The sequence below is a fragment of the Phaeobacter sp. QD34_24 genome, assembly GCF_028890115.1.
In the GTDB taxonomy this organism is placed as follows: domain Bacteria; phylum Pseudomonadota; class Alphaproteobacteria; order Rhodobacterales; family Rhodobacteraceae; genus Phycobacter.
Genome location: NZ_JARCJD010000010.1, coordinates 131,516 through 153,332, shown reverse-complemented (window position 1 = coordinate 153,332; position 21,817 = coordinate 131,516). Strand labels below are relative to the sequence as shown.

Below are 21,817 nucleotides of genomic sequence, written 5' to 3'. Positions count from 1 at the left end.
GATCAGACATGTTACCGCTCGATTTTCGAACCGTGAATCACGCCGCTGGACGGAAATCAATGGGTCCTGACCCTAGGACATGGGCAAGGTCGTCACCAAGATTGCCCGCGCAGACGCGCAGGTCATCGCCCAGCTTGGGCAGGCCGGGGTTGCCACCGTGCACGAAGCGCAGGGCCGCACCGGGCTGATGGCGGCGCAGATGCGCCCGATCCAGCAGGATGTCGCCATCGCGGGCAGCGCGGTCACCATTTCGGCGCCGCCGGGCGACAACTGGATGATCCATGTCGCCATCGAACAGCTGCAGGAAGGCGACATCATGGTGCTCGCCCCCACCGCGCCTTGCGACATGGGATATTTCGGCGACCTGTTGGCGACATCGGCCATGGCCCGGGGCTGCCGGGCCCTGGTGATCGATGCGGGCGTGCGCGACACCCGCGATCTGCGCGCAATGGGGTTTCACGTCTGGTCCAGGGCGGTCTCGGCCCAGGGCACTGTGAAGGAGACGCTGGGATCGGTGAACGTTCCCGTCGTCTGCGCCGGGGCGCAAGTCCATCCAGGTGATGTCATCATTGCAGATGACGACGGGGTCTGCGTGGTGCCGCAGGCGCGGGCCGAAGCCGTCCTGCAGGCCGCACAACAGCGCCTTGACGCCGAAGAGGCCAAACGCCAGCGGCTGGAAGCGGGGGAACTTGGCCTCGACATCTACAACATGCGCCCTCGGCTGGCAGATAAGGGTCTCACCTATGAGTGACGGTCTGCGCGCCATGTGGATGCGCGGGGGCACCTCCAAGGGCCTGTACCTTTTGGCAGAGGATCTGCCCGGCGGATCCTGCCCTGCCCCCTCCTCTGCTCTTTCTGCGCGGGATGCGCTGCTGTTGGGTGTCATGGGTAGCCCCGATCCGCGCCAGATCGACGGGATCGGCGGCGCGGATCCGCTGACCTCGAAGGTGGCAGTGGTGCGGCGCTCGGTGCGTCCCGGCGTCGATGTCGATTACCTGTTCCTGCAGGTCTTCGTGGATCGCGCACTGGTGAGCGATGCTCAGAACTGTGGCAATATCCTGGCCGGAGTCGGCCCCTTCGCGATCGAACGCGGCCTGGTCGCCGCACAGGACGGTGAAACGCCGGTGACGATCTACATGGAGAACACCGGCCAGATCGCGGTGGCGCGGGTGGCAACGCCGGGCAGGCAGGTCACCTATGAGGGCAGAACCCGGATTGACGGCGCCCCCGGCACGGCCGCCGCCATCCCCATCGAATTCCGCGACACGGCAGGATCGGCCTGCGGTGCCCTGTTGCCCACGGGCAATGTCACGGACCAGCTGGATGGCATCACCGTGACGATGATCGACAACGGCATGCCCTGCGTGCTGCTGCACGCCGATGCGCTTGGCCTCAGCGGGCAGGAAACACCGGCAGAGCTGGAAGCCAACGCAGCCTTGCGTGCCCGGCTGGAGACGATCCGACTGGCGGCAGGCCCCCGCATGAACCTGGGCGATGTGTCACAGAAATCCGTCCCCAAGATGTGTTTGCTCAGCCCCGCAACGGCGGGTGGCACGGTGATGACCCGCACCTTCATCCCGCATCGCTGTCACAGCTCTATCGGCGTGTTGGGCGCGGTGAGCGTCGCAACAGCCTGCCTGGTGCCTGGAGCGGTGGGGCATGATCTGGCACATATCCCGGAAGGCTCTGCCAAATCCCTGTCCATCGAACACCCAACCGGGCAAATGGCGGTGATCGGCCATATCAAAGACGGTACAGTCGCCCGCGCCGAGATCATCCGCACTGCGCGCAAATTGATGGACGGGACAGTGTTTCCTGGCCCAACTCGAGCAATGGAAAACTGATCTGCCGTTTCGTTGCGAAGGGCCCCCCTGCGCGTTATTCCGCGCTTGGTCCTGCCACAGCGCTAGCGCGAAACAACATGTCCACGGACATGCTTGCCGATCCGGCCTGACATCACCGGCCTGGCATCAAAAGATGCTTGCGGATGAAACCGTGCCGACGCAGGATTTTGCGCGAACCCTCATTGCAGATGGGTTTTCAGACCTCCTGATCCGGAGCTTTGCACGGGGCCGAACCTCAACATCGTTCTGAGGCAATGTGCTGCTGTACCCCGCTGCTGCCTTGATCGCGATCAAGGCGGATTCTGCGATCAACTGCTAGATGCAGATGCAGATAGATTTACCTGATCCATTTTGAAGCGGAGGAGACGAGGTTTGACCGACGTGATCCGACAGGACTGGGATGCCATTGTCATCGGCTCCGGGATGGGGGGCCTGTCCGCCGCTGCCGCATTGTCAAAGCTTGGCCACCGGGTGCTGTTGTTGGAGCAGTACCATACGCTTGGCGGGCTGACCCACAGCTTTTCCATGGAGGGGTTCTCCTGGGATGCAGGCATCCATTACCTGAACTGCGTTGCCCCGGACGACCGCGAGCGCCGCATGTTTGACTGGCTTTCCGATACGCCGATCGCGTTCACCTCCATGGGGTCGATCTATGACACCCTGCATATCGGAGACGCCCCGCCGTTATCCCTGTCGCGCCCCTTCGAGGCGCAGGAGCGTGATCTCAAGGATCGGTTCCCGGACGAGACAAAGGCCATAGAGGCCTGGATCGCGGCCCTGAAGGACGGCAAGCAGGCGTGCTACAACATCACGTCGACCCGGGCGATGCCCGAGATCATCGGATCGGCGACGAAGTGGTGGCACGGCCATGCCATCAATCGCTGGTGCAGGCGCACCACGCAGGAGGTCATCGACGAGATCACCAACAATCCCGACCTCGCCGCAGCCCTTGCCGCGCAATGGTTCGATCATGGCGGCAGGCCCAGCAAGGCCAGCTTTGCAATGCATGCCCTGATCACCGGCTCCTACCTTGAAAGTGGTGCCTGGTACCCGGTTGGCGGCGGCGCGGCCATTGCCCGCCACATCCTGCCGACGATCACGAAAGCCGGAGGCGAGGCGCGAGCAAGCACCAGGGTCGAGACGCTTGTCATCGAGAATGAGCGGGTCGTCGGGGTGCGCACGGCAGAGGGAGAGGAAATCCGCGCCAAGTTCGTGATCTCCGACATAGGAGCACGCGAGACGGTGAATGCGCTTTTGCCTGCAGACTGCGGTCATCAGGACTGGGTCGACGAGATCAATGCCCTTCCCCATTCAATCGCGCACTTCAGCCTGTTCATGGGCTTTGAGGGTGATATCGAGGCGGCCGGTGCAACCCGGTCGAACCACTGGATATACCCCGAGGGCAAGGTCGACGTGGTCTGGACCGATGCGCCCAACACCCCACCCGCAGGCATGTTCGTGTCCTTCGCCTCGCTGAAGGACAGCGCGCACAAGCCAGGCCCGTCCCGCAAATTCGCCGGGGAGATCGTGGCCTGGACCGACTGGTCAGTGGTGGAGAAATGGGCTCATCTGAAGCCTGGCGCGCGCGGCGCGGACTATCGGGACTTCAAGGAAAAGGTCGAGGAGATCCTTTTCGCCCGGTTCCAGGAGTATTTCCCGGAGCTCGCCAAGCTGGTGGTGTTTCGCAGCCTTTCGACACCGCTTTCCACCGAAGCGATCACCGGGCATCACCATGGCGGGTTTTACGGTATCGACGTCACGCCCGGACGCATGCTCAGCAATGCGCTCCAGGCCAAAACCTCGGTGCCGGGCCTGATCCTCGCAGGCCAGGACGTACTGACCCCGGGCGTTCCCGGCGCCCTTTGGGGCGGGATCTTCGCCGCGGCCAGCATCGACCCGAAGGTCTGGCGCGACCTGCCGAGCTAGGCTCAAGGACACAGACCCAAGGATGACGGTCGCTGCACGGGCGATTGCCCAGGCACGCGGCAAGGGAAACACCCGAGGGTCAAAGAAGATGTTTGAACAACCCGAACAGATCACGCTGCGAAGAGATGCCCAGCTTGCGATAAAGATTGCGGCGATGGACCTTGCAGGTCTCCGTCGCGATATCCAGCACCAGCGCAGCCGAGCCATTCGAATGCCCCTGCAGGACCAGCGCGGCGATCTGTGCCTCCCGGCGAGTCACCGCGATGGAATTGCCATCGATGGCCTGGGCACGGATCAGTTCCGAAAGAGGCGGCACGGTGGCAACCGCGTCTTTTGACGGGACCGGCGACACCAGGGAACAATGTTCCACGAGAAGCTCCAGCAGGAGCGGGGCAAAGTGACGGATAAAGCGGATCTCACGGCGCCTGAAGGGGCCTTGGCGATCCAAACGGCTGAGCGAAAGATGTGCAGTCGCGCCAGAGGGCATCGGCGCCAGCAGCCCGATTTCGTCACACAATCCCGCGCGGCGATAGTACTGCAGATAATACTCGCTGAAAAAGAAGCGGTCCGGCACGATCTCTGCCAGGCGATAGACTCCTCCCTCTTCCGGCAGGTTGCGGAATTGATAGAAGGGATCGAACGCGTAGGTGTTTTCCAGATACTCCCCCAAAGCGCTGTTGCGTATTTTTTCAGCAGCCAGCCAGTGGTCCAGCAGAACGGGGGGCTGATCCGGATCGAAACGCATGATCAGGAAGGTCCCAAACGGCATTCGCGCTTCAAAAACAGAGCGATAGGCCGAAAAGAACCCCTCTGAGCCCTTGGCATGCATGGCACGACGCAGCCCTGCGACATCGGAACTCGACAAATTCTCGGCCAATCTACCCCCCAAATTCAAAAACAGAGGCAAATACTACCCCAAAAGGGGTATATTCGGAGCAGTCCAGAACGGCAATCCTTCCAACAGCGGCTCCGATCAACGGTGTCGCGCAGACCAGGCAGGGGGAGCAAATGACGAAGGCCATCAAGGCGCAGTCGTTGCGAAAAGTATATAACGGCAATCCGCCGGTCGAAGCGCTTGGCAGCGTGGATATCGAGATTGAGGACAACGAATTCTTCACCCTGCTCGGGCCGTCGGGGTGCGGAAAGACCACTCTGCTGCGCCTGATTGCCGGGTTCGAACATCCGACATCGGGCCGCCTCGAGATGTTCGGCGAACCCCTGCAGGACCTGCCGCCGTACAAACGCCAGATCAACACGGTCTTTCAGAACTACGCGCTTTTTCCCCATATGACCGTGGCCGAGAACATCGGCTTCGGCATGGAGATGCTGGGCAAGCCGAAATCCGAAATCAAGGCCACCGTCGACGAGATGATGGACCTGGTGCAGATGAGCGAGATGGCGGATCGGCAGACCAGCCAGATCTCGGGCGGGCAGCAACAGCGCGTGGCGCTTGCCCGTGCTCTGGCGCCGCGTCCCCGGATCCTGTTGCTCGACGAACCGCTGAGCGCCCTCGACTTCAAACTGCGCAAGAGCATGCAGCTGGAGTTGAAGCGGCTGCAGACCGAAACCGGCATCACCTTCATCTTCGTCACCCATGACCAGGAAGAAGCGCTGACGATGTCCGACCGGATCGCCGTGATGTCCAACGGGGCGATCCGCCAGATCGGCGGCCCGCGTGACATCTACGACCACCCCGCCGACCGCTTTGTCGCCGATTTCATCGGTGACACCAATTTCCTTGACGCCGATGTCGTCGGCAAGGATGGGGATCTGACGGCCCTGCGCCTGACCTCGGGCAAGACGATCACGGCCAGCGCCCACGACGATGCGACCGGACGGGTGACACTGGCCGTCAGACCGGAACACGCGCAACTGGCGACATCGGACGAGGGTCTTCTGACGGGGCAGTTGCGAGAGGTCGTCTATTTCGGCACCGACACGCATTTGCATGTGGACCTCGGTGACGGCACCACATTCGTCCTGCGCCAGCAGAACAGCCCCGACATGCCGGCAAACGCGACCGCGGGCAGCACGGTCGGCATCACCTTCCCGCCCGCCGCGGCACAGGTTCTGAGGGACTAGCCCATGACCGACCTGTCGCAAAACGCCGCGCGCCGCGCCATAAAAACCCGCTGGATGCTGCTGGCGCCGGCCTTGATCATCCTGGCCTTTGCGGCCAGCGGACCGCTCCTGATCACGCTGGTCTATTCCTTCCTGACGCCCGGAGATTACGGCGGTGTGGTGTGGGACTTCTCGACCGACGCCTGGTTCAACGTCTTCCTGCAGCGTGACATCTTCGACGATACGCTGGGCTGGTCGGACGCGCATCTGTCGATCTTCTGGCGATCGGTCAAGCTTTCGCTGCTGACAACGCTGGCCTGCCTGGTCTTCGGTTTTCCCACCGCCTATTTCATCGCCACCCGGCCGAAGCAGCATCGGGACCTGTGGATGCTGCTGATCATCATCCCGTTCTGGACCAACCTGCTGATCCGCACCTTTGCGATCCTCGAACTGATCCGCAACGAGGGCACGATCAATACGATCCTCATCGCGCTGGGGATTATCGACGAACCGATCCAGATGCTGTTCACCGAGTTCTCGATCATCCTTGGCATGGTCTACGTCTACCTGCCGCTGATGGTGCTGCCGATCTATGCCTCGATGGAGCGGCTGGATTTCCGGCTGGTCGAGGCGGGATACGATCTCTATGCCACCCGGTTCCAGGTTCTGCGCAGGGTTATCCTGCCGCTGGTGAAACCGGGGGTGATCGCCGGATCCATCCTTGTCTTCGTGCCGTCTCTGGGCGCTTACGTGACACCGCGCGTCATGGGCGGCGGCAATCAGTTGATGATCGGCAATCTGATCGAGCTGCAGTTCGGACAGGGGCGCAATTGGCCCTTGGGCGCGGCCCTGTCGATCACGCTCCTGGCCATCGTCATGGTGGCGCTGCTGGCCTATGTCCGCGTGGCCGGAAAGGAAGAGGTGCAGCATGGCTAAACGTGCCTTCGATATCCGCCGCCAGACCGGGTTCACCGGGATCGCGATCGCCTGCTTCCTGATGCTCTACATGCCGATCATCCTGCTGGTGGTCTATTCCTTCAACGCAGGCACATCGATTGCAATCTGGGAAGGGTTTTCATGGCGCTGGTACGCCTCCGCCTGGGAAAACGACCTAGTGCAGGAGGCGACGATCCGATCCTTGATCATCGCCTTCTGGGCCTCGGCCCTTTCGACAAGTGTTGCGGTTCTGGCCGCGCTGGCAACGACGCGCACGCGATCCTTCAAGGGTCAGACGGCAGTATTCGCGGTGATCCACCAGCCGCTGATGGTGCCCGAGATCGTCACCGCGGTGGCGCTGCTGATCTTCTTTGCCATGATCAAGGTGGCAACCGGCTACAATGGGCTGGCCTATCTGATCATCGCGCATTCGGCCTTCTGCATTCCGTTTGCCTATCTTCCGATCCGCGCCCGGCTGCAGGGCATGGACCTGACCCTCGAACAGGCTGCCGCCGATCTATATGCGACGCCCTTCCAGGTCTTCCGGCGCGTGACCCTGCCGCAGCTTTGGCCCGGCATCCTGGCCGGTGCGATGCTGGCCTTTGTGATCTCGCTGGATGACGTGGTCATCACCGAGTTCGTCAAATCGGCAGGACAGGACACCCTGCCCACCTATATGCTGGGCCAACTCCGCCGTGTCGTGACGCCTGAGATCAACGCCATTTCAACCGCCCTGCTGGGCATCTCGGTCACCATGGTGATCGCCTACACGCTATTAAGCAAAGTAAGAAACTAATCCCCAGCCAACAGGAGAGACTGACATGAAAAAGACATTGACGGCGCTAAGCCTCATTCTGGCGGGGCCTGCCCTCGCCGAGGGTGAGCTCAACATCTACAACTGGGGCAACTACACCAGCCCCGAGATGATCGAGAAGTTCGAGGCCGAAACCGGCATCAAGGTGACCATCACCGATTACGACAGCAACGATACCGCGCTGGCCAAGATCAAGGCAGGCGGTCATGGCTTTGACATCGTCGTGCCCTCGGGGACCTACATCCCGATCTTTGTCGGCGAAGGGCTGCTGCTGGAAAGCAAGCCCAACGAGATGGAGAATTTCAAGCACATGGATCCCCAGTGGGTCGATGTGGAGTTCGATCCGGGCCGCAACTACACCGTGCCGTGGCAATGGGGCACCGTGGGCATTACCGTGAATACCTCGGTCTATGGCGGGAACATCAACACCGCCGCTGTGATCTTTGATCCCCCCGACGAACTGAAGGGGAAGATCAACGTCGTGCCGGAAATGAACGACGTGATGGGCATGGCAATCCACTATGCCAAGGGCGAACAATGCACCGCCGACAAGGAAGTGCTGAAGAAGGTCCGCGACATCCTGCAAGCCGCCAAGCCGCATTGGCTGTCGATGGACTACGGCAATATCGAGAAATACGCCAAGGGCGACCTTGCCGCGGGGGTGAACTGGAACGGCGCGTCCTTCCGCGCCCGCAACCAGAATGCCGACATCGCCTTCGGCTATCCGCAGGAAGGTTTCCCGGTCTGGATGGACAACGCCGCGATCCTTGCCGATGCGCAGAACGTCGAAGAGGCAAAGACCTTCCTCAACTTCATCATGGCGCCTGAAAACGCCGCGATGCTGTCCTCGTTCGCGCGCTATGCCAACGGCATCAAGGGCTCCGAGGCCTTCATGCCGGAAGACATGAAGACCGCACCCGAAGTGGTCGTGCCGGAAGAGCTGAAGGGGGCGGCCTATATCGCCAAGACCTGCCCGCCCGAGGCACAGAAGCTCTACACCGCCATTTGGACCGAGCTTCAGAAATAAGATCATCAACCCTGCGGCTCCACCCCTGCGGTGGGGCCGCGCCTTTCTTGAAAGAACATCCATGGCTTGCGATATCATCATCCACAACGGCGCGCTGATCACCTTCGACCCCGCAACACCGGCGGCTGAGGCCCTGGCCATCGCCAACGGCAAGATCACCCATGTCGGGCGCAATGATGACATCCTGCCGCTGGCCGGGCCGGACACGCAGGTGATCGATGCAAAGGGCGGCACCGTGCTGCCCGGCTTCATCGACAGCCATGTGCACCTGTTCGGCGGATCGGTGGAGCTCGACTGCCTCAGCCTCTATGGCGTCAGCGGGCTTGACGCGATGCGAGAGCGGATCGTGCCCTATGCGCAGGCCAATCCCGACGATACGCTCGTCTTCTGCGTGATGGCGGACTACGGGATCCTCGGCACCGGAAAGACGCCGACGCGGCAGGATCTTGACGCTATCCTGAAAGACCGCCCCCTGGCGATGTTCGCGCCGGACCACCACACCATCTGGGCAAATACCGCAGCACTTGAAGCCACGGGGCTGTTGCAGGGCGGTGAAGTCGATGCCGGCTCCGAGATCGTAATGGGAGAAGACGGGCTGGCGAGCGGCGAACTTCTTGAACCGGGCGCATATAGTCCGATCCTGTCCCTTACACGATATGGCGGGCGCGAAATGCTTGGGCTGACCACCGGAAAAGACCCCGAGCCACCGGCGACAAAAGCCCAGCGCGAGATGGATAAGGACGTGATTGAACGCGGCCTTGCGCATTGTGCCGCACAGGGGATCACCGGGCTGCACCTGATGGACGGCAACCGCTACCAGATGGAGCTGTTGTCCGAACTCGAAGCCGAGGGGCGGCTGCTGTGCCGCTGCCACGTGCCGTTTCACATGAAGGGCACCGATCCGGTCGAGCGGATGACGCGCGAGGCTCCCGCGATGCGCGAAGATTTCCAGGGCGACAAGGTGCGCTGTTCCCACGTCAAGATGTTCATCGACGGCGTGATCGAAAGCGGCACTGCGCTGATGCTGCGACCCTATCCAGGCACTTTGGGTGCGGATGGCAATACCGGGGACGAGGTATTCACCCAGGCCCATTTCGAGGCCAGCTGCATCGAGGCAGACCGGTTGGGATTTCAGATCGCGGTCCATGCCATCGGAGATTCCGGTGTGCGGCGGACGATCGATGCGCTGGAGGCCGCGCAGAAGGCCAATGGCCGCCGCGACGCCCGCCACCGTATCGAACATATCGAGGTTATTCACCGCGACGACGTTCCGCGCCTCGCCGAGCTGGGCATCGTCGCGTCGCTGCAACCGGCGCATGCGCCGCGCGGCCATGTGTTTCCCCCGGATGGGGTCGGCCAATACCTGCATCCCGACCAGATCGAAGGTGCCTACGCCTGGCAAACCATCCGCGACACCGGCGCGCGGGTTGTCTTCTCGACCGATTGGCCGGTGATTCCGGTCGATGTGATGCCCTCCATCCGCGCCGCGGTGGACCCGCTCGATCTTGGCCCGGACTGGCCGGAACAGCGCCAGAGCCTTCTGGACACGCTGGCCAGCTACACCCGTGACAATGCCTGGGTCGGCTTCAACGAAGAGGCACGCGGGACTCTGAGCGCGGGGATGGACGCCGACATCGTCGTGATGAGCCACGATCTGCAAAAACTGCCGACCAGTGCGCTTCTGGAGGCAGGCGCGGTGCTGACGCTCATGGATGGCCAGGTGACCTACCAGGATATGTGAGGGGCGCCCGCGGGCGCTCCCCATTCATCCTGCAGCAGCCCTTGGACAGACCTATCCGGTCAAACTCTTCCACTCTGCCAGTCGCCCGCACAGCGAGCGTCATCAGTTCGCTATGTTTCCGACCCCTCGGCCTGGCCCAGGATCTGCCGGATTTCCTCGCGCAGCCAAACAAGGCCCGGATCGTCCTGGTTCCTCAGGTGCCAGGACATCTGGAAATCCTGCGTCGATAACGGCATCGGCGGTTCCAGCACCTGTATCCGGTTGCGCCAGGGCGATGCGTTCAACTGGTGGCGGTTGGCATAGCCGACAAGATCGGTCTGGGCGACGATCTCGATGATCGACGAAGGCCGCGTCACCCGGACCACATCGCGGCGCGCGGGCCGGTTCTTGAGCGAGAAGAGATGCGCATTGGCCAGTGCGCCCGGCGCCATGTCCATCGCCACATGCCCCAGCTCGGCCAGATCCTGCAGGGTCACCTGTCCCTTGATGCGCGGATGGCCGCGCCGCGCGATCACCATCAGGTCGACCGACAGGATATCCTGCCAGCGCAGGTCGGGCTGGTTCGGCGGCAACAGCCCCAGTGCGATATCGGCATCGCCGCTTTCCAGCGCCTCGACGATGGGAATCTTGGGGGCCAGCAGCAGCTTGAAGGTGATCCCGAGATTGCCCGCCACCCGGTTCACCAGGCTGGGGATCAGCAGTGTCTCAAAGATATCAAGCGCGTGGATCTTGAATTCGCGCGTGTCCTGCGCCGGATCGAAAGAGGCGCGGGGCTTGGTGATCCGCTCGATCTCCTGCAAGGCCTTGCGAACCGGACCGATCAGCTCGTCGGCGCGGCTGGTGGGCTGCACCCCGCGCGGCTGGCGCTGGAACAGCCTGTCGTCCAGGACAGCGCGCAGCGTTGCCAGAAGGTTCGACATGGTCGGCTGCGAAAACCCCAGCGCCTGTCCGGCACGGGAAATGTTGCGCGTCGAATAGATCGCCTCAAACGCCATGAGATGCTTGATCTCCAGCTGGCGCAGCGCCTGCCCAAAGGCGGCATCGGGGGATGGCCGGTCGTTCATTGAAAATTCCGATATCAGGATATTGAGGTTTATGCGCTTCTGGAAACTTGGGAAATTACATAGCTTTCACGGCAAAGCCGGGCAAGTCACAGGGTATTGAGCCATGCCGCTCGGCCTTCATTTCAGCGCGTGATTGTCGGGGGGCGAACCCATGCAGAATATCCAGATGGAACGGCGGCAACGTGGCTATCGCCCGCCTGCAACGGGTTTTCAATGGGCCGGGGCGCGGCTGGAACAGGCCTTGAACCGGGCCACGATCCGCTCGCCGCTGCTGCGCCGCCTTCTGGCAATGGCATTCCTGCCAATCGTCTGGCGGCTGGGCTTGCGGATCAATTATTCAGACGACGATTTCTATGTGGAGACGCCGCATAGCCGGATGAACCGCAATGCCTATGGCACCGTCGGCGGCGCCGCGCTGCTGGCCAATCTCGAACTTGCCGCCGGAACCTATCTGTTCATGCGCAGCGATGGCGGGCACCGGATCGTCTGCCGCAATGTCAGCTATCGCTTCATGCTGCCCTCGACCAACGGGCTGCACCTGAAGGTGGACTCGCTCGATCCCGATCTGGATGCGCTGATCGCCAGCGGCACGCCCTTCAACGCGACGGTCAAGGTCAATGTCTATTCACGCGGCAGCCGCCAGGGTGAGACCGACCGGCGCATTGGCCGAGGCGAACTGCGCTTTCACCTCTGGCCCGTGGCCCAGGACGCATGATGCGCGATCTTGGGACGGCGGCGTTTCTCGCCTGTGCATGGTTCTGGTGCATCGGAGGCTTCTTCCCGGTGCTGCTCTATCTGGAGTTCGGCGCGGTCAGTTTTTGGGTTTTCCTGGTCTTCAACGTCCTGGGCGCGACGCTGTTCGGCTTTGCCTGGCGTGAAGAGGCGCGGCAGGCCTTCTTGCAGCGGTTTCACGGCTGGGCACGCGGGTTCTCGGCGCTCGTGGCAGGCTATCATGTGGTCTTTGCGATCTGGCTGTCGCTGATGCTGGAGGATCCGCGTCCGCTGGCGGGATTTGTGCTGATGACAGCGCTGTGCCTTGTGCTGCGCGGGCGTCTGATCACGCTGTCGGGGGGCGTCCTGGCGCTGAGCGCCGCGCTGTTTGTCTTTATCGGGCTGGATCCTGTGCTACCTCCTGTGCCGGAGCCGGTCGCCACCGCGCCATTGCGCCCCTTTGTCCACCAGATCGCACCGCTGGCGCTGGGGTTCCTGTTGGCGCCCTATTTCGATCTGACCTTTCACCGCGCATTTGCCCGGGCCGCAAGTCCGAAGCGGGCCTTTCTGATCGGTTTCATGCTCCTGTTCACAGCGCTTCTGTGCGGCGTCTATCTGGGCATGGATGCCTTCGTCGGGCTTCTGTCGGCAGGCGGGCTGTCGCATCCGGCGGTCGCCGCCGTCGCGTTGCTGGTGATGGTGCAGACCGGCTTCACCACCGCGGCGCATCTGGTCGAGCTTGACATGGTGACCTGGCGGCTATCGCACCGGCAGATCCTTGGCCTTGGCGCGGTGGCCGCCATCGCGGCGCTGCACCTTGGCGCGCTGGCGATCTCTCCCGAGGCGCTGCGCCTCATCGGAGAGTTGATCTATCGCGGCTTTGTCTTTGTGATCGGAGCCCTGTTTCCGGTGCTGCTGATCCTTGGCCCGACCCGCCAGGCGGCCCTGGCGGCTTCGGTGCTGGCCCCATGCTATACGCTGGGGTTCCTGATCGGGGGCGCATTTGCACCCTGGCTCAGCGTCGCGATGCTGGCCTTCGCGGCCTTCTACGCGCGCCGCCCGGCGCCGTCGCGGTCAACACCGCTGGCAAAGGAGATACCATGACAAGACCACCCGAGGCCCATGCCGACCCGCGCCGCGCCTTGTGGATGGTCGGTTTTCTGCCGCCGATGGTAGCCCCTCTGTTGCTGGGGCTGCAGGCGCTTGGCTTGCCGGTCTGGGGCCTCGCCATCATCCCGCTGGCGCTGCTGTTCGGAGTGGCGCCGGTGGCCGACCACCTGATCGGGCGCGACACCCGCAATGTGCCGCCCGAGGCAGTCGCGGCACTGGAGAGCGATCCCTTCTATCGGCGGCTGATGCATCTGATCGTACCGAGCTATGCCTTGGGCGTGGTCGCCGCGACCGCGCTTGCCACGCGGGCGGATTTCGGCCCGCTGCAGTGGCTCCTATTTACCGTCGGCATGGGGTTCGTGCATTCGCTGCTGGTCCTGGTCGCGCATGAGCTGGGCCACGCTCGCGCGCAGATAGATCAGCGGATGGCCCATTTGGCGCTGGCCCTGCTGGCCTATGGTCATTTCGGGGTGGAGCACAATGTCGGCCACCACAAGAAGGTCGCCACCCCTGAAGACCCTGCCAGCGCACGCTACAACGAGAGCATCTACCGCTTTGCCCTGCGTGAAATGCCCGGGGTCTTTCTCGGCGCCCTGGAAAAAGAGGGCAACCGGCTGCGCAGGCGCGGTCTGCCCTGGCTGAGCCTGCGCAACGATTTGCTGCGCAGCTGGGCGCTGTCTCTGATCCTGTTGGCGGGATTGGTGGCGGCGTTTGGCGCCAAGGCGGTGCCGTTCTTCCTGCTGCACAGTGTAGTGGCCTGGTTCTCGATCACCATGGCCAACTACACCGCCCATTACGGACTGCTGCGCGAAATGATCGGCGGACGGCGCGAACCCTGCCAGCCCAAACATTCCTGGAGTTCCAGCTATCTCTTCTCGAACCTGCTGTTCTTCAATCTGCAGCGCCATTCGGATCACCACGCCAACGCGCAGCGCCCGTTTCAGACCCTGTCGCATATCGAGGGCACACCGCAGCTTCCCGCCGGTATTCCGGGCCTGTTCTGCATGATGCTGGTGCCGCCGGTGTGGTTTCACGTGATGAACCCAAGACTTCTGGAGGCGGTCGATCACCAGCCGTCACGGATCAACTTCAACGACCCGGAAGATTCAGCGCGGCTGAAGGCGGCGCACTAAGCGGAACGGCATAGCCCCTGGCCCGGATGAACCGGATCACCCGCCAATAGTGCCACGCGCCCCATAGCCCAAGCAGATGCACGCCGATCAGTGACCCCGCCAGCGGCCGGGCAACGCCCCGCTCTGCCAGCAGGTCCGAGACCACACCAACCAGCGTCGGCCCGAGGCCCAGCCCCACGAGATTGAACAGGAACAGGAACATCGCCGTCACCATCGGCCGCATATGCGAGGGCACCTGGGCATGCGCATAGGCAAAGGTCGGGCCCCAGAAGGCGGCGGCAAGGCTGGTGCTGCCGACCAGCGCGGTCAGCGCCACCGCCCGGTCAGCCGCCAGCAGAAACACCATGACCATGGGCTTGGCCAGCAGGATCGCACCCAGAACCACACCGATCCGCAGCCAGGGCCTCTGCCGCCCCAGCCGATCGGCCAGCCGCCCGCTGAAAAACGTGCCCAGGCCACCGATGATCCCGGCGGTGACGGCCAGAAACACCCCCACCTGCGCCTGGTTCAAGTCATGATTGCGAAGGATGATGGTGGGCGTCCAGCTCAACGAGCCGAAGGTCGCAATCCCGGTTGCCGCCATCCCCCACATGGCGTGCCACAGACCGGCATGCGCCCGCAGTGTGGTCCAGGTTTCAAAGATCAGGACAGGCGTGGAGGAGACCTCGACCCCGGGGGTATCGCGCGGGCCGTATCGCCAGAAGACCAGTGCCAGACCCAGCCCGGGCAGCCCTGCGCAGACAAAGGCCATGCGCCAGCCATAGATCTGCCCCACGACCCCGCCGATCAGAAAGGCCAGCAGGACACCAAGGTTCGCGCCTGCGGCAAAGGCCGCCATGGCCGAACTGCGCCGCTCCTCGCTGAACCTGTCCGAGATCACCGAATGGGCCGGCGCGATGGACCCGCTTTCTCCGGCGGCCACGCCAATCCGCGCCAGCAAGAGATGGCCAAAGCCCTGTGCCATGGCGGTGACGATGGTAAACAGGCTCCAGACCGCCGCGGCGACCGCGATCAGCCCGCGCCGCGACCCGGTCGCCGCCAGCCGCGCCACCGGAAAACCGCAGAGCACGAAGACGACGGCAAAGGCAAAGCCGGACAGCAAGCCAAGCTGCGTGTCCGACAAAGCGAACTCCTGCCCGATTTGGTCGAGTTGCAGCGACAGGATCTGTCGGTCCAGCTGCGCCACCGTCATCAGGCAGGACAAAAGGACAAGCGTCCCCGTCTGTGGTTGGGGGTCTCGTGCCGCCATGGTCGGAGACTATCGTGATGGCATGAACTGAAGCAACTCTTGAATAAGAGCGTGTGGCCTAGGCCCATCGCAGTGCCCATCAAACCGGCGCATCATCCGCCGACGACCTATGGCGTGCGCGACAACCTGAGTGCCGGACCACGACGACTGTGGCGACATCACTCCGTTGGCACCCACGGTTTTAAGGCAGGAACGCACTCAATTCTACAGATTGCGTTCAGGGGCAGCAGGAGCTGCGGGTATCGCAGGGCAAAGCGCGAAAATAGGCTCATAAAGAGCCTTTTTCCTTGGAGCTGGCCTGCGCCACCCCTGCAGCTGCCATCGTTAAGAAATTGATTTTGCCTGTATTTTAAAGAGGTAAATCTTGAGATTGCCGACAGCCCAGCCCATTCAATTCAGGGATGTGTTTTGAGGTTGGGATTTAGAAATGGCGGACAAGACGATTATCTTGGGCACGGCTCGCGGCGACAGGATTGTGCTGGGAGATGACGATCACGACATTTCTGCCCTGGATGGCAACAATGTGGTCACGGTTGGCGATGGCGACAATCTTGTGCAGGCCGGGGACGGCAACAACCGTGTCAGCCTCGGCGATGGCGCCAACCAGGTCGTGCTTGGCGATGGTCGCAACCAGGTCAGGGCTGGCTCCGGCGACAATGACATCACCACCGGGGATGGCGGCAATACGATCTCGGTGGCCGATGGCAACAACATCATCACCGCAGGCGACGGCAAGAACAGGATCACTGTCGGCGATGGTGACAACCAGATCGAGAGCGGCGCGCACGATGACAATATCTCCGTTGGCGCTGGCTTCAATCTGATCCGCGCAGGGGGTGGGCGCAACCGGATTACCGCGCTCGGCAACACCGACATCGAAACCGGGGATCAGGATGACCAGATCAGGCTGAGCGACGGCCAGCACAGCATCAATGCCGGAGCGGGAAACAACAAGATCACCGTTGGCGATGGCGAGGTCGAGATAACCTCTGGCGACGGGCACGACAGTATAACCTTGGGCGACGGCAGCGGTACGATCCTGGCCGGGGACGGTCGCAACATGATCAGGGCCGGGGATGGCTCCTACGAGATTGCGGTGGGCAAGGACAATGATTCCGTTCGGTTGGGGAATGGAAACAGCACCGTTTCAGCCGGGGAAGGCAGCAATCGGATATATGCTGGCGACGGCAACCTTGTGGTGACCGCCGGCGGCGGAGCCGACCAGATCAAGATGGGCGATGGCACGGGCCGGATCGATGCCGGTGGCGGGAAGAACCAGATCACCGCGGGAGATGGCGACTTTGTCATCACCGCCGAAGAGGGCGACGATCAGATCAAGATCGGAGACGGTACCAGCCAAATCGACGCAGGCGATGGCAGCAACCGCATTACAACGGGTGACGGCCAGTTTCTTGTCACCACAGGCAGCGGAAATGATCAACTCCGTATCGGCGACGCCGAGGCCGAGTTGCATCTTGGCGACGGCAACAATCGCGCAACGCTGGGCGCCGGCACGTTCACTATAACATCGGGAACCGGAAACGATCAGATTACCGTTTCGGATGGCACGCTCGACTTTTCCTCCCTGGGGGGCAACAACCGCATCACCGCTGGATCGGGTGACATGAGTATCGTCACCGGCGATGGGACTGACAACATCCGTCTTGGCGATGGGACCATGGTCGTCGATGCCGGGGCGGGTCAGAACCGGATCACTGCAGGACATGGCATCTTCGAGATTGCCGTCGGAGATGGCAACGATTCCATCACCCTGCGCGACGGCACCTATACGATCTTCGCCGGAGCCGGCACGAACCGGGTGTCCCTGGGCAATGGCGATCTTGTCCTGTCTGCCCTTGGCGGTGACGACGATATTCGCCTGGGCGACGGCAGCAGCGAAATCTCCGTTGGCGAAGGCCGCAACAGGGTAACCGCCAGCGAGGGCATCCATGTGATCACCGCCGGGGATGGGAACAACCAGATCAAGACCGACGACGGCGAGGTCACGGTTTCCCTGGGCGATGGTGACAACCGGGTCGACACAGGCGATGGCAGTGCCAGCGTCGCCGCTGGAGACGGCAACAACCGGATCACTGTCGGCGAGGGGACGGCCCTGGTCGAGGTCGGAGATGGCAACAACCGTATCGTGACCGGTGAGGGCGAGGTGACCATTCTGACTGGCGACGGTCGCAATACCATTCGCCTGAGCAGAGGCGGCGAAGAGTTCAACAGCACCGTGACCACCGGCGCAGGCAATGACAGCATCGTAGCGGGGGACGGCACCGCTGTAATCGACAGCGGTGCTGGCAGGGACACCATCCGCCTCGGCAGCGGAGACGCGACGGTCCATGCCGGAGCGGGCGATGATCAGGTCTATGGCGGCACAGCCTCTGACTACATTGTCGGCGGCGCGGGCAACGACCGGCTGGACGGCCGCACGGGAACGGATTGGGCCGCCTTCAGCGGCAGCTTTTCAGATTACTACATCAAGGCAGTCAACGGCAGCACCGTCCAGGTGAGCGCTGTTTCGACGGACGTGTCCGACTTCGGCATCGACCAGTTGCGCAATATCGAGTTCCTCTACTTTGCGGGAGATGGGGTCACCCTGGACATCAGCGATCGCTCGGTCGTTGAAAGGCTCTATGAGATTGTTCTGTCGGATGACCGGGTCGCAACCGCCTCCGAAGACCCTCTCCAGATCTCGCTGGCGAGCCTTCTGGCCAATGACACCTCCATGGGCTTTGGCACCGCGACCTACCAGGTCTCCGCAACCAGCGCATCGGGCGTGGCGATCAGCTTTGACGGGACGAATATCACCTACAACAGTGAAGATGCCCTGCGGCATCTGACGGATGGAGAGGTCTTCACGGATAGTTTCACCTACACGGTGACCGACGCCAACGGCAACAGCGACACCGCAACCGTCAACGTGACCGTCACAGGGCAAGGTGGTACGGCAGAGGCCGCGGATGACAGGCTGGTCGGTTCAGATTTTCTGATCGCTGAATACCATACGGACAGTCCATATGCCTGGCAGCACCGGGCAACCCGGATGGACGACGGCGGGTTCGCTTTGGCCTATGTGTCACACTTTGAAACCGAAGAGAGGGACGAACGGGGTAATCCTCTCGCTGCGAGTCAGATCAGATTGCACGTGTTTGACGCCTCTGGCTCTGTGGTTGAGCGTGGTATTGAATTGTTCACCGCGGAGACGGGAGTCGGAATTGATGACCTCAATGTCACCACTCTTGAAAATGGGAACCTGGCTGTTTCCTGGACTTATGGGCGTTACAACATAATAGCTGGCCCGAATAGCTATGCTCCATTCTCTTCTTGGGTGCAGGTGTTTGACCCAAGCGGGACACCCTTGTTCGAGCCATTGGAGATTGATGGAAATCGCCCCGATGGCCTAAGAGGGCCGTGGATCGAGGCCCTCGACAACGGCAACTTTGTGATTTCACAGGTAAGTCAGGACCCAGTATTCGGCAGCGACGGGCGCCTTGTTGACTCTATTGATGAGTGGCGGTTTTCGGTCGTGGGCCAAGACGGGTCGGTTATTGCATCATCAGCGGTTCCTGACGTCGGATATTTCTACGTTCCTATCGCGCTGCCGGACGGCCAGTTCGCAGTCGTGCATCAAGACGGCTCGTATGCGCATACTTTCATGACGTTTTATGATGAGACTGGAAACGAGCTGTCCCAAACGGTTGTTACCGCTGGTTTTGAACATAGGCCCTACCACCTTGAAGCTGAGGTCAATGATGCAGGCCTGATCGCGCTGACATGGATCGACAATGGCGGGCGCCTGATGTCGCAGATCTTGGACTTGGACGGCAATACTTTAGTCGATCGCTGGATCGTCGACACCATGCCAGAAGAGGCTCTGACGGGACATCTTGAACACAATTACTTCAAGGATCTGCAACAGGTATGGCTTGATGATGGGCGTTTCGCTGTGATCTGGAATGAAGCGGAAAAGGTGCCGGGAACCTACGAGTACATCAGCTTTCCCTATGTGATCATCTTTGATGCCGAGGGGCAGCCGCTGACGGACAAGATCGCAATCGACCCGGACGGTGAGCGCGGGCACCATAGAGAGATTGAAATCGTTGCGTTGCCGGAGGGTGGTTTCGCCATCATCTCACAAGACCTCAATCCAGAGACCGGTGACCATGACACAACCATTCGCATCTTCGACGGGAATGGCGAATTGGCCGAAAGAGCCTTTACGGATCAAAACACCGCTTCGCTGATTTCGATTGACCAGCTGCTTGCCAATGACACCGGTGCCGAGGGTGCCGAGCTGACCGTGACGGATGTGTCCGCCACCAGCGCCTTTGGCGCCGAAATCACCTTCAACGCGGAAACCGGCGAGGTTCTCTATGACCCGACCGCCTCCGCCGAGGTGCAGGCCCTTGGGACGGGCGAGACCCTGGAGGACACATTCACTTACACACTGACGGATGCGAATGGGAACACATCCACCGCAACGGTTACTTTGACGGTCGGTGGAACAGATGGAGTTCCTATCACCGTCCCCAATGCAATCGATGATCGCCTGACCGGGGCTCCCTCAAATTTACAAGCTATTGAGGGAGAAGGTGAGTTCACGCTGTCTGGGATCGGGGTTGCCACCTCGCCTCACCCACAGGTTGTCGCGCGTAAAGACGGCGGCTTTGTTTCCGCCTGGAAAGCCAATAGTGGCGGCCAAACTGGCGTCGCTGTCCGTGTCGTGGATGCAGAAGGGAACGATGTCAGATCGCTGTTCCTCGCCAATGAGGACGCAGGTGGGAGACTGGATGAATTCGAGTTGACCGAACTTGAAGATGGCGGCTTTGCGTTGGTCTGGCGAACGAACGGCTCCAATAACCCCGATGTGGATACCCGTTCAACAATGCGGATCTTCAACGCAGACGGATCTCCCCGAACCGGTGAAATCTCCTTGGTCAACTCTGAGGGGGATGATTTTGCCAGCTTCAGGGTCACCGGATTGAGCAACGGCAATATCTTGGTCACCTCTATTGGCACTACTTACCCATCAGGTGCCCACGAGACGCGTTCTGGATTTGACGGCAGGATCTACAGCCCAAATGGCGATATTTTGGGACAGTCATTCGCAATGGATCTTGATGACTTTCCAGGCCAAGGAGCTCTGCAGGGCGTCTCTGTTGAAGCGCTTGAGACCGGTGGATTCATAACACTATGGGCTACGGGTACTATCGGAGCAGGACGATCAACAACCGTTGTTCAGGCCGAAATCTTCGACAATAGCGGTCAGGAAGTCGTAACCAATCTCGAACTTACCACTCGAACAATAGATGCGAATCTGGGAGCCCTGTCCAATGTCCAGGTTTCCGCCAATGAAAACGGATCTTTTGTTGTCACTTGGCGAGAAATCTCCACCGATGCAGGCATTGAAGCACGGATGGTTGGAAGGGTTTTCAACCCCGATGGCTCCGCAGCTTCAGAAGAATTTACGTTCTATAGACCTGTTGTTGCAGGCACAACAGACTACGCCGACAATGGCGATGTAACCTGGGTGTCTGCGGAACAGTTTGTGGTGACTTGGTCGGCGCCAGACTCATCAAGAGGGGGTACCTACGCCCAAGTCTACAATGCAGACGGAACCCCCGCGACAGAAAGCGTTCTCGTTAACGAAAGCGAACACTACCATCAAATCTATAGTTCTATTGCTCCTCTCAATGATGGACGCTTCATCATTAGCTGGTACAGCAATGAAGACAGAACTATTGGCATCAAAGCTCAGATCTTTGGGGGCAATCACCCCTATGCGACAGAGGACAGCATAGCCACGATCAAGATATCGGACCTTCTGTCGAATGACACGGGTTTTGATGGCGATAGCTTTGTCTTCTCACTCGACGGAGCCGTCAGCGCCAATGGCGCCAGCCTGTCCTATGACGCCGACACCGGGCTGATCACCTATGATCCCACCGCAGCGGCGGACATCCAGGCGCTGAACGATGGGGATGTGCTGGAGGATAGTTTCGTCTACAGCATCACCGACGCCGAAGGCGCCACATCAGAGGCGACAGTCACGCTGGTCGTCGGCGGCTTGGACGAGTTCCTGAGCTGAGACACGTAGTCATGGGCGGAGCGTGCCGATCGGGCACCCTCCGTTCCCCTGTTCTGACATATATCGCGCCCCGGACGTCGTCCCGATCTCCCCGGGTGGAGGGC

15 protein-coding genes are annotated in these 21,817 nt (G+C 61.4%); 12 read left to right on the top strand and 3 right to left on the bottom strand.

The annotated features are described in order from the left end of the window. Window positions 1-79: 79 nt before the first annotated feature. The 3 genes from PXK07_RS10300 (at window position 80) to PXK07_RS10290 (ending at window position 3,770) form a co-directional block, all read left to right on the top strand. A complete protein-coding gene (locus PXK07_RS10300; RefSeq protein ID WP_274848143.1) occupies window positions 80-751 on the top strand; it encodes a 4-carboxy-4-hydroxy-2-oxoadipate aldolase/oxaloacetate decarboxylase in 672 nt (223 codons plus the stop codon). After that, a complete protein-coding gene (locus tag PXK07_RS10295) occupies window positions 744-1,844 on the top strand; it encodes a 4-oxalomesaconate tautomerase (RefSeq protein WP_274848142.1) in 1,101 nt (366 codons plus the stop codon). The genes PXK07_RS10300 and PXK07_RS10295 overlap by 8 nt, the downstream gene beginning before the upstream one ends. A 381-nt stretch (window positions 1,845-2,225) precedes the next feature. After that, entirely contained in the window at window positions 2,226-3,770 is a 1,545-nt protein-coding gene (locus PXK07_RS10290; RefSeq protein WP_274848149.1) for a phytoene desaturase family protein, read from the top strand. A 79-nt stretch (window positions 3,771-3,849) separates the two neighbouring features. Here PXK07_RS10290 and PXK07_RS10285 read toward each other — a convergent pair whose 3' ends face one another. Next, window positions 3,850-4,677 carry a helix-turn-helix transcriptional regulator gene (locus tag PXK07_RS10285; protein WP_274848141.1) on the bottom strand — a complete coding sequence of 276 codons (828 nt, stop codon included), beginning with the start codon at window positions 4,675-4,677 and terminating at the stop codon, window positions 3,850-3,852. Window positions 4,678-4,778: 101 nt separating this feature from the next. Between PXK07_RS10285 and PXK07_RS10280 the strand changes: the two genes are divergently transcribed. From PXK07_RS10280 to PXK07_RS10260, 5 genes are all read left to right on the top strand, one after another. Continuing rightward, on the top strand, window positions 4,779-5,852 hold the full coding sequence (locus PXK07_RS10280) for an ABC transporter ATP-binding protein (RefSeq protein WP_274848140.1): 1,074 nt from the start codon (window positions 4,779-4,781) through the stop codon (window positions 5,850-5,852). A gap of 3 nt (window positions 5,853-5,855) precedes the next feature. After that, window positions 5,856-6,767 (top strand): ABC transporter permease, encoded by a 912-nt coding sequence (locus PXK07_RS10275; protein WP_274848139.1) that lies wholly within the window; start codon window positions 5,856-5,858, stop codon window positions 6,765-6,767. Continuing rightward, on the top strand, window positions 6,760-7,563 hold the full coding sequence (locus PXK07_RS10270; protein ID WP_274848138.1) for an ABC transporter permease: 804 nt from the start codon (window positions 6,760-6,762) through the stop codon (window positions 7,561-7,563). Before PXK07_RS10275 ends, PXK07_RS10270 begins: the two co-directional genes overlap by 8 nt. Before the next feature lie 25 nt (window positions 7,564-7,588). Beyond that, window positions 7,589-8,608, top strand: coding sequence for an ABC transporter substrate-binding protein (locus PXK07_RS10265; protein WP_274848137.1), 1,020 nt, complete (start codon window positions 7,589-7,591; stop codon window positions 8,606-8,608). A 61-nt stretch (window positions 8,609-8,669) separates the two neighbouring features. After that, window positions 8,670-10,349, top strand: a complete 1,680-nt coding sequence (locus PXK07_RS10260; RefSeq protein WP_274848136.1) for an amidohydrolase — start codon at window positions 8,670-8,672, stop codon at window positions 10,347-10,349. 110 nt (window positions 10,350-10,459) lie between these two features. Here the strand turns inward: PXK07_RS10260 and PXK07_RS10255 are convergent, their stop codons facing one another. Next, window positions 10,460-11,413 (bottom strand): LysR substrate-binding domain-containing protein, encoded by a 954-nt coding sequence (locus PXK07_RS10255; protein ID WP_274848135.1) that lies wholly within the window; start codon window positions 11,411-11,413, stop codon window positions 10,460-10,462. Between the two features lie 151 nt (window positions 11,414-11,564). On the opposite strand from PXK07_RS10255, the gene PXK07_RS10250 reads away from it, so the two are divergent. Genes PXK07_RS10250 through PXK07_RS10240 form a run of 3 tightly spaced genes read left to right on the top strand, consistent with a single transcriptional unit; the run spans window position 11,565 to window position 14,367 of the window. Beyond that, entirely contained in the window at window positions 11,565-12,128 is a 564-nt protein-coding gene (locus PXK07_RS10250) for a hypothetical protein (protein ID WP_274848134.1), read from the top strand. After that, window positions 12,128-13,228 (top strand): hypothetical protein, encoded by a 1,101-nt coding sequence (locus PXK07_RS10245; protein ID WP_274848133.1) that lies wholly within the window; start codon window positions 12,128-12,130, stop codon window positions 13,226-13,228. Before PXK07_RS10250 ends, PXK07_RS10245 begins: the two co-directional genes overlap by 1 nt. Further along, complete coding sequence (locus PXK07_RS10240; protein WP_274848132.1) at window positions 13,225-14,367, top strand: alkane 1-monooxygenase; 1,143 nt, start codon at window positions 13,225-13,227, stop codon at window positions 14,365-14,367. The genes PXK07_RS10245 and PXK07_RS10240 overlap by 4 nt, the downstream gene beginning before the upstream one ends. Here the strand turns inward: PXK07_RS10240 and PXK07_RS10235 are convergent. Continuing rightward, window positions 14,324-15,571, bottom strand: coding sequence for an MFS transporter (locus tag PXK07_RS10235; protein ID WP_274848131.1), 1,248 nt, complete (start codon window positions 15,569-15,571; stop codon window positions 14,324-14,326). The genes PXK07_RS10240 and PXK07_RS10235 overlap by 44 nt on opposite strands. A 472-nt stretch (window positions 15,572-16,043) precedes the next feature. Between PXK07_RS10235 and PXK07_RS10230 the strand changes: the two genes are divergently transcribed. Then, on the top strand, window positions 16,044-21,713 hold the full coding sequence (locus tag PXK07_RS10230; RefSeq protein ID WP_274848130.1) for an Ig-like domain-containing protein: 5,670 nt from the start codon (window positions 16,044-16,046) through the stop codon (window positions 21,711-21,713). Window positions 21,714-21,817 lie beyond the last annotated feature (104 nt).

Coding starts and splice junctions, on each gene's coding strand:
- PXK07_RS10255 (WP_274848135.1), bottom strand. CDS start 11,413: ATGAACGACCGGCCATCCCCCGATGCCGCCTTTGGGCAGGCGCTGCGC.
- PXK07_RS10275 (WP_274848139.1), top strand. CDS start 5,856: ATGACCGACCTGTCGCAAAACGCCGCGCGCCGCGCCATAAAAACCCGC.
- PXK07_RS10230 (WP_274848130.1), top strand. CDS start 16,044: ATGGCGGACAAGACGATTATCTTGGGCACGGCTCGCGGCGACAGGATT.
- PXK07_RS10250 (WP_274848134.1), top strand. CDS start 11,565: ATGCAGAATATCCAGATGGAACGGCGGCAACGTGGCTATCGCCCGCCT.
- PXK07_RS10265 (WP_274848137.1), top strand. CDS start 7,589: ATGAAAAAGACATTGACGGCGCTAAGCCTCATTCTGGCGGGGCCTGCC.
- PXK07_RS10280 (WP_274848140.1), top strand. CDS start 4,779: ATGACGAAGGCCATCAAGGCGCAGTCGTTGCGAAAAGTATATAACGGC.
- PXK07_RS10260 (WP_274848136.1), top strand. CDS start 8,670: ATGGCTTGCGATATCATCATCCACAACGGCGCGCTGATCACCTTCGAC.
- PXK07_RS10270 (WP_274848138.1), top strand. CDS start 6,760: ATGGCTAAACGTGCCTTCGATATCCGCCGCCAGACCGGGTTCACCGGG.
- PXK07_RS10300 (WP_274848143.1), top strand. CDS start 80: ATGGGCAAGGTCGTCACCAAGATTGCCCGCGCAGACGCGCAGGTCATC.
- PXK07_RS10240 (WP_274848132.1), top strand. CDS start 13,225: ATGACAAGACCACCCGAGGCCCATGCCGACCCGCGCCGCGCCTTGTGG.
- PXK07_RS10295 (WP_274848142.1), top strand. CDS start 744: ATGAGTGACGGTCTGCGCGCCATGTGGATGCGCGGGGGCACCTCCAAG.
- PXK07_RS10245 (WP_274848133.1), top strand. CDS start 12,128: ATGCGCGATCTTGGGACGGCGGCGTTTCTCGCCTGTGCATGGTTCTGG.